This window comes from Corynebacterium sp. ACRPJ (assembly GCF_022347345.1).
In the GTDB taxonomy this organism is placed as follows: domain Bacteria; phylum Actinomycetota; class Actinomycetes; order Mycobacteriales; family Mycobacteriaceae; genus Corynebacterium; species Corynebacterium tuberculostearicum_D.
On the sequence record NZ_JAKRNC010000004.1, the window covers coordinates 62,332 to 74,269 of the forward strand.

15 protein-coding genes and 1 tRNA gene are annotated in these 11,938 nt (G+C 56.3%); 6 read left to right on the forward strand and 10 right to left on the reverse strand.

Going from position 1 to position 11,938, the window contains the following annotated elements; all coding sequences use genetic code 11:
• The first annotated feature begins 38 nt into the window (after window positions 1–38).
• Window positions 39–965 (forward strand): type I pantothenate kinase, encoded by a 927-nt coding sequence (gene coaA / locus MHY08_RS04160; protein ID WP_239235480.1) that lies wholly within the window; start codon window positions 39–41, stop codon window positions 963–965.
• Between the two features lie 3 nt (window positions 966–968).
• Here the strand turns inward: coaA and MHY08_RS04165 are convergent, their stop codons facing one another.
• The 3 genes from MHY08_RS04165 to mca are packed head-to-tail and all read right to left on the reverse strand — an operon-like array spanning window position 969 to window position 2,963.
• Window positions 969–1,745, reverse strand: coding sequence for an isoprenyl transferase (locus MHY08_RS04165; RefSeq protein ID WP_150850761.1), 777 nt, complete (start codon window positions 1,743–1,745; stop codon window positions 969–971).
• Between the two features lie 12 nt (window positions 1,746–1,757).
• Window positions 1,758–2,069 (reverse strand): hypothetical protein, encoded by a 312-nt coding sequence (locus MHY08_RS04170; protein ID WP_204609642.1) that lies wholly within the window; start codon window positions 2,067–2,069, stop codon window positions 1,758–1,760.
• A gap of 3 nt (window positions 2,070–2,072) precedes the next feature.
• Entirely contained in the window at window positions 2,073–2,963 is an 891-nt protein-coding gene (mca, locus tag MHY08_RS04175) for a mycothiol conjugate amidase Mca (protein WP_239235482.1), read from the reverse strand.
• Between the two features lie 95 nt (window positions 2,964–3,058).
• Between mca and MHY08_RS04180 the strand changes: the two genes are divergently transcribed.
• The 3 genes from MHY08_RS04180 to MHY08_RS04190 all read left to right on the forward strand — a co-directional run bounded on the left by MHY08_RS04180 (window position 3,059) and on the right by MHY08_RS04190 (window position 4,491).
• Complete coding sequence (locus MHY08_RS04180) at window positions 3,059–3,529, forward strand: DUF4307 domain-containing protein (RefSeq protein WP_239228010.1); 471 nt, start codon at window positions 3,059–3,061, stop codon at window positions 3,527–3,529.
• Window positions 3,530–3,649: 120 nt separating this feature from the next.
• The gene (greA, locus tag MHY08_RS04185) at window positions 3,650–4,171 is read left to right on the forward strand and encodes a transcription elongation factor GreA (protein WP_239228009.1); all 522 of its coding nucleotides are present in this window, start codon (window positions 3,650–3,652) and stop codon (window positions 4,169–4,171) included.
• A 41-nt stretch (window positions 4,172–4,212) separates the two neighbouring features.
• Window positions 4,213–4,491 carry a thiamine biosynthesis protein X gene (locus MHY08_RS04190; protein ID WP_204609648.1) on the forward strand — a complete coding sequence of 93 codons (279 nt, stop codon included), beginning with the start codon at window positions 4,213–4,215 and terminating at the stop codon, window positions 4,489–4,491.
• Window positions 4,492–4,534: 43 nt separating this feature from the next.
• Here MHY08_RS04190 and MHY08_RS04195 read toward each other — a convergent pair whose 3' ends face one another.
• From MHY08_RS04195 to MHY08_RS04220, 7 genes are all read right to left on the reverse strand, one after another.
• A complete protein-coding gene (locus tag MHY08_RS04195; protein WP_239235485.1) occupies window positions 4,535–6,370 on the reverse strand; it encodes a hypothetical protein in 1,836 nt (611 codons plus the stop codon).
• A 54-nt stretch (window positions 6,371–6,424) separates the two neighbouring features.
• Window positions 6,425–7,039, reverse strand: coding sequence for a DUF3558 family protein (locus tag MHY08_RS11735; protein ID WP_301438139.1), 615 nt, complete (start codon window positions 7,037–7,039; stop codon window positions 6,425–6,427).
• A 469-nt stretch (window positions 7,040–7,508) separates the two neighbouring features.
• A complete protein-coding gene (locus MHY08_RS04200) occupies window positions 7,509–8,258 on the reverse strand; it encodes a Bax inhibitor-1/YccA family protein (RefSeq protein WP_239228006.1) in 750 nt (249 codons plus the stop codon).
• 210 nt (window positions 8,259–8,468) lie between these two features.
• Window positions 8,469–8,545 (reverse strand) — tRNA-Leu (locus MHY08_RS04205).
• A gap of 40 nt (window positions 8,546–8,585) precedes the next feature.
• Window positions 8,586–9,551, reverse strand: coding sequence for a Ppx/GppA phosphatase family protein (locus MHY08_RS04210; protein WP_049379137.1), 966 nt, complete (start codon window positions 9,549–9,551; stop codon window positions 8,586–8,588).
• 10 nt (window positions 9,552–9,561) lie between these two features.
• Window positions 9,562–10,110, reverse strand: coding sequence for a DUF501 domain-containing protein (locus MHY08_RS04215; RefSeq protein WP_239192654.1), 549 nt, complete (start codon window positions 10,108–10,110; stop codon window positions 9,562–9,564).
• 8 nt (window positions 10,111–10,118) lie between these two features.
• Window positions 10,119–10,679 (reverse strand): septum formation initiator family protein, encoded by a 561-nt coding sequence (locus MHY08_RS04220; protein ID WP_239192657.1) that lies wholly within the window; start codon window positions 10,677–10,679, stop codon window positions 10,119–10,121.
• Between the two features lie 98 nt (window positions 10,680–10,777).
• Between MHY08_RS04220 and MHY08_RS04225 the strand changes: the two genes are divergently transcribed.
• Together MHY08_RS04225 and MHY08_RS04230 are read left to right on the forward strand one after the other, a co-directional pair.
• A complete protein-coding gene (locus tag MHY08_RS04225) occupies window positions 10,778–11,308 on the forward strand; it encodes a ribonuclease (protein WP_204609660.1) in 531 nt (176 codons plus the stop codon).
• 35 nt (window positions 11,309–11,343) lie between these two features.
• Entirely contained in the window at window positions 11,344–11,928 is a 585-nt protein-coding gene (locus tag MHY08_RS04230; protein ID WP_239235487.1) for a hypothetical protein, read from the forward strand.
• Window positions 11,929–11,938: the final 10 nt, after the last annotated feature.

An 11,938-nucleotide genomic window follows, 5' to 3' on the forward strand; every position in this document is an offset into this window, starting at 1 on the left:
CTTTTACCCACGGATTATGCAAGTGCGACAATAGAGCCATGGCGCGCACATTGGATTCGAGTCCTTACCTAGATTTTGACCGCGAGACCTGGCGTGAACTGCGTAAATCCATGCCTCAGGTGCTCACGGAAACCGAGGTAGAAAAGCTTCGCGGCCTAGGAGACCGCATCGACCTAGACGAGGTAGCTGATGTCTACCTTCCCCTCTCTCGCCTCATCCATATGCAGGTCATGGCACGCCAGCAGCTCACCACGGCTACCGAATCCTTTTTGGGCAATCCTCCGACGCACGTTCCCTTTGTCATCGGTGTGGCCGGCTCCGTGGCAGTGGGAAAATCCACCACCGCCCGTCTCCTGCAGGTGCTGCTGCAACGCTGGGAATCCCACCCCCAGGTGGCGCTCGTGACAACCGACGGCTTCCTCTTCCCCACCAAGACTCTCAAGGAACGCGGCCTCATGCAGCGCAAGGGTTTTCCGGAATCCTATGACCGGCGCGCACTCCTCCGCTTTGTCACGGACGTAAAATCAGGAAAGCCATTTGTCAAGGCACCGCTTTATTCCCACATCACCTATGACATTGTGGACGGGGAATACCAAGAAGTTCACCAGCCCGACATCCTCATCCTGGAAGGGCTCAACGTGCTACAAACGAGCCCCACGTTGACCGTGGCGGACCTCTTTGATTTCTCGGTCTACGTTGATGCCCGCACCGACGATATCGAGCAGTGGTATATCGACCGCTTCCTTACTCTGCGCCACACCGCTTTCCGCGAGCCCAACGCCCACTTCTCTTCCTTCGCAGACATGAACGATGAGGAAGCCCGCGCCCAAGCCCGCGAAATTTGGCAGTCCATTAACCTGCCGAACTTGGTGGAAAATATCCTACCCACCCGTGTGCGAGCCTCCCTCGTGCTGAAAAAGGGCTCGCATCACCTGGTAGAACAGGTGCGGATGCGCAAGCTCTAGCGCCTACTTACCAAAGCGGCGCGAACGTTGGGAGTAATCCCGCAAGGCGCGAAGAAAGTCCACCTTGCGGAATGCTGGCCAGTAAGTATCCGTGAACCAGATTTCGGAGTACGCGGCCTGCCACAGGAGGAAGCCCGACAGGCGTTGTTCACCAGAGGTGCGGATAACCAAATCTGGGTCCGGAAGACCCTTGGTGTACAGGTGCTCCCCAATGGATTCTGCGGTGACGCGGTCCGCCATCTCAGCTGCGGTAGTTCCCTTCTCTGCTTCCGCGCGCACCAAGTTCTGCACGGCGTCCACAATTTCTTGGCGCCCGCCATAGCCCACCGCCACATTGACGATGACACCCGTATTGTCCTTGGTTTCCGCTGCCGCCGTCACCATGCGCTGGCGAATATCATCCGGGAGTAGATCGAGGTGGCCGACCAAGCGCACCTGACAGCCGACGTCGCTATGGGATAGGTGCGTGACCACATCCGAGATGATGTCAAAGAGCAGCTCTACTTCCTGCTCGCTGCGCTTCAGATTCTCCGTGGACAGCAAATAAATGGTGACCACTTCGATATCGGTATCGCGGCACCACGAAATCATCTCTCCGATTTTCTTCGCACCTTGGCGGTGACCATGGCTGATATCGGTGAAACCAGCCTCACGCGCCCACCGACGATTGCCATCGGCCATGATGGCGATGTGCTTAGGCTGCGGCTTGCCCTTGATCAGGCGCGCCAGCCGCGCTTCATAAGCTGGGTAAGCCAGCTGCTTGAGAGAACTCACGCTCATCAGTCTATCCGCCTAGAAAATGGACTTCTTGCGGTTATCGTAAATGCCGGCTTCCTTCATCGCCTCATCCACGGCTTCCTCATCGAACGGATCGATTCCGTGATCCTCCGCAAACATCATGCGACGACGAAAGCGTGAGTAACGGCGATGGAAATTCCAGCCTGCAAACAGCACCGCAACTCCCATAAGCGCCAGGATCAGCAGGCCAATGGGCGAAGCTTTGCCAAATTCAGGGCCCATTGGGCCACCTTCGGCGCCCTCGGTTCCCTGGGCTAGTACAAATACGTCATGTGCGGCCAGAACGAAAGAGCCATACATGCTCATGTCTTAGGCCTCCTCTTTCTCTTCGATGCCGGCAAAAAGGTCATTTTCTGGCAGGGAGGTAGAAACGCGGGTCTTCGCCAGTTCAAACTCCTCGGTGGGCCAAAGGCGCTGCTGTACCTCCACCGACGTCGCCAAGAAGGCACCCGCCGGATCGATCTGCGTGGCGTGCGCCCGCAAGGCCTCCTCGCGATTGCTGAAGTAATCCGCGCATTCCACCTGGGTGGTTACACGCGCCATGATATCGCCAAAAGCGGTGTCCCAACGCGCCAACATTGGCCCATAAGGACTGGTATTACCCTCTTCCAGAAGCAGATCATGGAACATCTTCATGCGCTGATAAACAAAGCCGTGCGAATAGTACAGCTTCAGCGGCTCCCACGGCTTACCCCGCTCTGGGTGGTACGCGGCATCGCCTGCCTTCTCCCACGCGATCATAGAAGCCCGGTGCACCATCAAATGGTCTGGGTGCGGGTAGCCACCATTTTCGTCATAGGTGACAATGACGTGTGGTCGAAATTCACGGATAACCTGGACGTATTCCTGCGCGACGGTGTCATCTCCCAGCAACGCGAAACAGCCCTCCGGCAGCAATTCCTCCATAGTCTTGCCTTCAACCGGGTCCGGCAATCCGGAATCAACGTGGCCCAGCCAGCGATGTTGTACGCCCAGTGCCCGCGCAGCGTTAGCCATTTCTTCCCGGCGGACCTCGCCCATCTTTTCCTTGATTTCCGGACGGTCCATGGCAGGGTTAATCACATCGCCGCGCTCACCACCGGTACAGGTCAGCACCAAAACCTCATTGCCTTCTGCGGCATAGCGCGCGGTGGTTGCGGCACCCTTGGAAGATTCATCGTCTGGGTGCGCGTGGATAGCTAGTAGGCGAAAATCGCTCACTGAAAATCCATCCCCTTATTAATCTAGGTTCTTTGAACAGATGATTATCCTAGTAGATAATTGGAAAACCATGGTCCTCGACTAGAGTGGAAGCCATGACTTCCGCCGGAAACTCTCGCTCAGCCGCCCGCTACGGCTCCCGCGGCTCCTCTGAAAAGAACTCTGGTAGCTGGACTAATAAGGCGCTGGTGCTTATCTTTGTCGCCATTTTTATTGCACTTATTTTCTTCGGATTCCGGTATTTCCAGGAAAAGGAGCGGGTGAACGCACAGGTGTCCATCGTGACCCAGGAGGTTTTGAGCGATGATTCCACCCGCGTTTGGGTCGATGTCACCCGCAATCACACCGATGAAGATGCCTACTGCATTGTCCAAGCCTATGACTATTCCAAGGCCGAAGTAGGCCGCCGTGAATTCCCTGTTCCCGCGGGCGGAAACGAAACCCAGCGCATCGCTGTCGACGTCCCAACCAACGCTCGTGCCGTAGCTGGCGGGGCCTATGGTTGTTCCGGCAATATCCCCGAATACTTGGATATGGATAACCCTGACTACGCGGAAAGCCGCTAGCCGCGTGTGCTAGGATTTGTAGCGCCTAGAACTGGATATATGCCCAGTTCCACTTTTACCTATAGCCCCAGGGATTAGCAGGGGCTTTGACCACAATTCCTATCTACGGAAGGTTGCAGAATGGCTGAGCAGCAAAAGCAGTACATCACCCCAGAGACCAAGGCGAAGCTCGAGGCCGAGCTGCAAGAGCTCATCGACCACCGCCCAGTAGTCGCGGCTGAAATCAACGAGCGCCGTGAGGAAGGCGACCTCAAAGAGAACGCCGGTTACGACGCCGCACGTGAGATGCAGGACCAGGAAGAGGCCCGCATTAAGCAGATTTCTGAGGTTCTTGCGAATGCCACCACCGAGCGCGGTGCTGTTCAGGAGGGCGTTGCCCACACCGGTTCCGTAGTTCACGTTTACTACAACGGTGACAAGGACGATAAGGAGACCTTCCTCATCGGTACCCGCGCCGCTGCTTCCGATAACAAGGACCTAGAAACCTATTCCGAGCAGTCCCCGCTGGGCGCTGCCATCATTGGCGCACAAGAGGGCGAGACCCGCGAGTACACCGCTCCGAATGGCAAGACCATTTCGGTCACCATCGAATCCGCAGCGCCGTATGATTCTGCTAAGGCCGCTGCACCACGCGAGTCCTAAACTTTTAACCACTTACCACTCTGGAGAAAGAGCACATCCCCATGAAGAAGTTCTCCCGTTTCGCCGCCGCTGGCCTGGTCTTCACTGCTGGCCTCTCCCTCGCTGCTTGCCACCCACCGAACCAGCAGGATTCTGATTCCAAGGTAGAAAATGCCTCCACCTTCACCGGTGAGGCCCCGATGCAGAAGGACGCTGAGACCAGCTCTTCCGCACCCGAAACCGTTATTGAAGAGGAAGCACCTGTAGTCGAGTCCGGTGTTCCAGAAGAGCCAGCGCAGCCGCACGTTAACGGTACCGCCACCGAACTGCCACAGCAGTAATAATGCTTGAAGGGCCGAGGGATATCCTCGGCCCTTTTTCATGCTATTTTTCTGGGTCCACTTCCCGCACCCAATCCCCGATGACACCGGGTACGACAGCGGGCGGCTCCCCCAAGAGGTCGCGCTTATTCGGGTCCCTTTCGACCTGCGTGGTGACGGACTTTACGCGCTTTTTCTCACTGTCTTTACCTCCGCGCATCCCCATCATTGGACCATAGGCTCGCGCCCCTCCGGTGGAGCGGCCTGCATTGCCACCGCGCGCTGCCGCGGCACTTTCACCGCCGCCTGTTCCATGACCAAGGCTGCCACCTACGCCGGGCCGCATGCCCGCACCAGCCCCGTTTCCTGCACCGCTGCCAAGACCAGCACGCATGCTAGAACCGCCGCCGAGTGCATTGCCATGGCCAGCGCGCACGCCTGAACCGACACCGGCGTAGGGCGCCCCGGCTCCGCGTCCAAGGTGCAGGCCCGACTGCGCTCCTCTTCCGGCGCGCACCACATCGGCGCCGCCACCTACATTTCCTGCAGCGGATCCAATTCCGCCTCGTAGCGACTGACCGCCGAGTACGCCGCGGCCCGCGTCCGCAGGCCGTCCGGCTGCCATCATCGGCGCCATCCCAGAATTGGCGGATTGCGCTGTAGCTACCGGTGCCATCGCACCGCTGCTATTAAGTGCGCCTGCATGTGCTCCTGCGGCAACCGGATGCGCTGTACCACCAGGAACCTGCCCCATCGCCCCGTTAGCCGAAGCGACACTCGGCACGGACGCCCCTTGGGTGGACACCTCATTCCCACCGATGGCTACTTGGTCTCCCAGACCAAGCCTTTCCAGCGCATTCCTGCCGCTAGTATGCATCTGCTGGTGAAAATCATTAATTTCCTGTGGGCTCATCCCCACCGCTTCCAGCCCGTCCACATTGCCATTGACGACGTCGAAGTTCCCCGGCCCCAACTCACCTCGCGCAATCGCTTCCGCAATCTTCTTTGGCCACACCACGGCATCGGTGGTGTAGCGCTGCCCATCACCATCAACTCCGGCGAGGCCGGCGTCGACACCGCCGCCTCCCGACGCCGGCGATTGTTCCATCAGAGCGTGCTGGTACGGCATTGCTTCTACCGCGAAGCGCTGCAGGTCAGGTTGCAATGCGGCCAATGCGGCCTTTTCCGCAATTTCGCGCTCGACCGGTTCTGGAATGGCCATCACTTCCATCGCCATGGCCATCGCAGTCGGCTGCATGCCCATCAGCTTGGCGTGGAATCCGGTCAGTTTCTCCCCCATGACCTTGGCATTTGCTACAAAGTGGCTTCCCGACGCCGCCACTTCCCTAATCTTTGCCGCCGCCCTCGACGTTGCCTCACTGTCGTTCTCGCCTTCCAAAGACCCGGCTGCTTCCTGCAACCCGCTAACGATATCGTCGACTTCCGACGCCAACGAGCTCCACCGCGCATTCGCCTCCGACACATTCCAAATCTGCGTCGACATCAGGTCGGTAGCAAGCTTCACAATGTCCGTACCGACATTCACCACCGGCATGGAAAACCCAAATGGGCTGTACCCCGGCTCCGGCTGGTTCATAATCGGCATCGACTCAATGCCGATATCTCCACCCGCATCCGCGATCTCCATTCCCCGACTATTCGCGTCCTCCTGCGACTGAAACCCTCGAGCCTCACGCCCGAGACTGTCGTACAACCATTCTAATTGCTCTGAAAAGTTCTTGATTGATTCACACGCAGATCCCGGGTCAGTCTCAAGAACCCTCTGGTGAACCGCACCTACATGATCAATTCCATTAACTGAAGAAAATCCTGCATTAAGTGGAGAATTTATCCCCGCTCCTACTTCACTAATTCTTGATTGAAATTCATTAATTGCCATAGAATTCAACTCAAGATTCTGACTATTCAGCTTCATTGCTCCCCCGATTTTTATTTACATTGTAAGGTCTTCAAATATTTGCTCGGCATTTTCGCAGGTAGTCTCTACAGAACCTTCTTGAAGATTGGAAAAGCTAACTTTCACTGTTCCACCTGTAGTCTCTAGAAATGCCGAACAGTATCGGCCCAAAGGACCATCTTCTGGATAAGCTACGAGAGGTAGATTCTCGCCAGTCAAAATTGGTTCACCGGTAAATTTGATTGTTTCTTGATCGATCCCCAAATTCTTTGACGCCAAAGTGATAGAGGCTTCTCCATACCTCGACCCAGAGCCACGAAATCCACAGAAACTCCATCCTGACTCCCGATGAACCGAAATAGGCTCAGGATGTATCCCAGAAGCTTCTAATCTGCCGTACGGAATCTCCGTACACGGATCAAAAAGCTCGAAGCTCGGGTCTGCCGGATCGAATTCCCCCAGTGGCGGTAGGACGCCGGAAGTGTCTCCCGACCCCGTGGCGCCGGCCTCCCCCGGTTGGCCGGCGCCGTCCGCATTCTCCCCGTCATTGGTGTGTGCCGTTTCCCCCTGATTGCCTTCCGCGTCATCCCCCGCGTCCCCGTTGGTTCCCCCTGCACCGTCGGTCGAACTAATGCCGCCAGCCTCGTCCACCTTGGTGGTCTCCTCTGACGCGCTCCTCGTACCGATGTCCGCAACGCAGCTACTCAGCATAACGGTGCTGACCATCAACGTTGCTACGGTGACCTGACGCTTCACAACAATCCTTCGCGCACTCACTTCCTGACGAGAGGAACAGGAGAAGTGAAAAAGAGAACTTTTCACTTCGTATTTCCCGTTCCGGTACACAGCATGCATGAGGCACCCAGAATTTTCTACGCAATCGCAAAGGTTAACGGCAATTTAACAAAATTATTTGTCCCATATGTCACACCCATCACGTCTAAAGGGCGAAATTTCCTGCTCATGAGCTGTATCATCTCTTGGAGTGGTTTGGTAGACCAAATGAAGGTTAAACCCTCACTTTATCCCCCAGCACTACCCCAGAAATTACACGTTTGTAAGCGAATTTTCGGCAACAAAAAGGCCCACACCGAAGTGCGGGCCAATACAAAAGAGTCAGTTAGTCACGCTGGAAGTAGCTCAGCAGACGGAGAATTTCAGTGTAGAGCCAGACCAGGGTCACAGCGAGGCCCAGAGCAACGCCCCACGCGTTCTTAGCGGGAGCACCAGCGCGGATCATGCGGTCAGCCTGATCAAAGTCGGTCAGGAAGGACAGGGCGCCAAGAACGATGCAGACAAGCGAGAAGATGATGGCAATCGGGCCACCATCACGCAGTGGGTTGAAGTCAAAGAAAATCGCGCCCAAGAAGTTAACAAGAGCCATGACAGCAACGCCAGCAATCAGGCCGAAAAGGATCTTGGTGAACTTCGGAGTCACCTTCACTGCGCCAGTCTTGTACACAATCAGCATGCCAATGAATACACCAATCGTGCCGACAATTGCTTGGCCAATGATGGCCATGCCGCCTTCGCCCTGGAAGTTAACGTTGGCGAACATCAAGGAGAAGCCACCGACAAATAGGCCTTCAAATACGGCATAAATCAGGGTGACTGCAGCAGAACCCCACTTCTTGCCAAAAGAGGCAACGAGCACGGTAATGAAGCCACCGATACCACCGACCAGAGTCAAGGCCATAGCGATACCCGGGCTTACTAGCATTCCCAGGGCGAAGTTGATGGCCGCGGCGACGATGATAACGCCGAGGGTAATACCCGTCTTGGTCACTACGTCATCCACGGTCATGGGACGAGTAGATACGTCCTCATAACCAGAGTTTTGGCGGCTACTATTTTCGGTCAGAGAACTCATTACCGGATTGCTTGAACGCACGGTTGTCCTTTCTAAGAGAGGTGCAAATTAGCTATCTCACCCCATTCAACGAGACACCACCCCATAAAGTTCCACATTCTTTCCATTTAGCTAGAAGTTTTGTGTGCAACTTCCGCATAAAGTCTGTGGAGACCTGTTGACTAGAAAAGTCTCGAGACACCGACCGGAACGATGTCTCGAGACTTCACATGGTGCCCCCAGTGGGACTCGAACCCACACTGAATCGATTTTAAGTCGACTGCCTCTGCCGATTGGGCTATGGGGGCAAGGGCAAGGAATATTTTAGGCCACCCCACCCTACGGGAGTTAACGAGGGGTACCCTCAGCAGCCAGACCAGCGATAATGCCGTCGAGAATGTCCTTTTCACTGATGAAAAAGCTGCGCGCATCGCAATTGCGCTCGATAAGCTGCATGATGCCTTCGACGGCTACCGCCCCACCGCCAATGACGTCGGCACGGCCGGGGTGAATGACGGGGTTGAGGGCGCGGACGTCGGAAGGCAGGCTAATTAGCTGCTGCAAAAGCACGCGCAGGGCATCGAAGCGGAGCTCAGACCCGTGAATGGCATCGGCGTCGTAGCGCTCAAGGCCCTGAGCCAATGCGGAAAGAGTGGTGAAGGTGCCTGCGCAACCGACGATGGTACGGGCCTTAGAAATAGGTACTATCTTCTCCACTTCCGCCGTGCGCTCGCCGACGTACTCGGAAGCAATCTCAATCTCCGACTCGGTAGGCGGATCGGTACGCATAATGCGCTCGGTTAGCCTGACGCACCCCATGCGGGCAGAGTGGGTGCCCAAGATATCGCCATCGGCCGTGCCGACGACGAACTCGGTCGATCCGCCGCCCAGGTCGATGACACAGAATGGCCCGCGGTCTGGCTCCACATCGGCCACGGCGCCATTAAAGGACAACAGAGCCTCTTCCTCGCCCGAGACGACCTCGGCCTGTGCGCCAGGCTGAATTTGGCCGAGCAACTCAGCGGTCATGTCGAAGAATTCCTGTTGATTCTTGGCATCGCGAGTAGCGGAGGTAGCGACCATCCGCACGCGGGTGACCTTCTCAAACTTCATCTGGCGTACGTAGCCTTCCAAGGCCACGCGGGCGCGGTCTAGGGCCGCAGGGGCAATTTCGCCAGTGGCATCGACTCCCTCTCCCAGGCGGATGATTTCCATGGTGCGGGTAATATCGCGGACCTTGCCGTCATCCTGAATCTCAGAGATGAGCAAGCGAATCGAATTCGTACCGCAATCAATCGCAGCAACGCGAGTCATAGCAGCCCTCCTATTCCGCGTTAGAGAAATCGAACTGGGCCAGGTCAATCCCCAGATCCTCGACGCTGGGCCAGTCCTGCGGGATGGCAGCGCCTCGTAGCTTGCCGTGGTCAGCGGCCATGGCCACCGCTTCAGTTCCCAACCGGAAATGCTGTGGGCCCTCAGCAAGCGAGTACGCGATGAGCACATGCAGACACTTCACCCGATCGGGCATCCCGCCACCGGAGAAATCGGTGCCAAGGTCTTCGATGTCATTGCGCTTGGCCAGGAAGTATTCGTGGGCGCGCTGATAGTCGGCAGCCAAATCCTCGTCCTCACCCAAGCGGGCTTCCATCCACTTCATAACGTGGGCAACCTCCAAGCGTGAGGCTTCGGCAGTAAGCCGTGGGTCGGTGAGGTAGTAGAGGGTGGGGAATGGGGTGCCGTCGGCAAGCTTGGGCGCCGTCTTAATTACCGCGGGCTGCCCATCCGGCGTGCGATAAGAAACCTCCAGGACCCCGCGCGGGGTGCGGCCCAATTGCTCAGTTACTACAGCGATATCTGCATCAGTGACGGTCATGCGGACAATTATCGCACATCTGGATTCTCTTCCGGCGCCGGCTCAATCGGAAGATGATTTACCTGCTCGGACGGAGCTTCTTCCTCAGGCGGCTCGGCTACGGAATCCCACAAAACTTCGTACCATTCGCGGGAATCTTCTTCCTTCTGACCATCTGTGGTGAGCTGGTCATCCGGCTTAATCTGCGGGTCAATGATGCGGTAGGCGGTCTCGCCCTCATCGACGACCCCGAATCGGCGCCGCGCCTCCTGCTTGATGTACTCATCGGATTTATATCTATCAATCTTCTCCAGCAAAGCAGCTTTCTCATCCTGCTTGGCAGCGATTGACTCATTGAGGCGGGCAATTTCGGACCGGCCGTGGTAGTAATTGCGCAGCGGAATGGCGATAGCAAACAAAACCACGAGCACGATAGCTACGATTACGCCTACTCCGGCAATACTCATCCGGTCCGGCTTCTGTTTCTGCTTCAGCTGTGCACGCTGAGCTTTGCGGATATCCGCAGCACGCGAGGCCACCGGAACCTTAGTGCGGCTCCGGTTTCGCTGCCTCTTCTTTTCGCGTGCCATAGGCCTCTAATCCTAGCGCCGTCACTCCTGTAACAGGGACGTGGCACGCGCAATTTGGATACACTAAAAGAAATTCTCCCTCCCAGGAAGGAAGTTTCATGTCCCTCAAGCGCCTCCTCCCCGTTCTCACCGCAACCCTATTCCTTGCCAGCTGCAGCCCTTCCGCCCAAGACGGCGAATACCCCGTCTACGGAGACGGCTACGACCTGAACACCAAAGACGGCATGGCCGACTATCTCAAGGAGTACAAAACCCTGCCGGATGATTACATCAACCACGATGCTGACCAGCTCGAGGGCGACGATCAGCCCGAGACCTTTGAAACCAACGCGGATTCCGTCAAGAAGGCCGGCGAAGCTACCTGCAAGAATGACGAGTTGCTCGACATTTCAAAGGAATATTTCCGAGGAAACACCGACAAATTTGGGGAAGCTGTTATGTCATCAGTCAGCGGCTCTGATGATAAATACAGTGATGTTTTTGAGGCACTGAACATCCCCGATGACGCACCAGACAATGACAAGATCATGGCTGCAGCGATGACCTCACTCGGTGCCGTGATGGCTTGCGGCGATGAATTCAGCGATGAGGAACTGGAAGAGGTCGCTGAGGCCATCCATTCCAGCTAAAACCTCGAACCAGATTCCCTACTTAAGGAATAGCTATGCCCCTCAAGCGTCTCCTCCTCCTAGCCGCCGTAGGCACCCTACTTACCGGGTGCAGCTCGACCGACCACAAAGAAGAAGTAGCCACCGAAGCTGAATCCCCCACTAGCGAAAGCCCTACCAGCAGCGAAACCCCCACCACCACAAGCAGAAAACACGACCTCAATACCAAAAGCGGCTTCATTTACCATATAAAAGAACACGGCACTATCCCGGACTTTTACTTGGATGTGTTCGGCGCTGGGGCTTCCGAAGAGGAAGACGGACCTACAAGCTACGAGGTCAATGCCACGACACTGAAGAAGGCTGGATCTGTTGCCTGCGAGAATGAGCAAATCCTGGACGACGCCAAGTATTTGCTAACCCATGGCGACAGCGCGTTTGAAGAACTCGTCCCTAGCCTTGAGGAGTTCGATAGGAAATACGCTCCCGTCTACGAAAAGCTTGAAATATCAGCGGCTTCTCCCGTCCTAGACAAGCTTTTTACCATGTACATGGCTGGCGTGGGTTCCCTAGCCACCTGCGGTGACAAATATGACGATAAGGAACTCGAAGCAGTAGCTGACAACGTTTTCAGTTACTAACCCCCGGAAT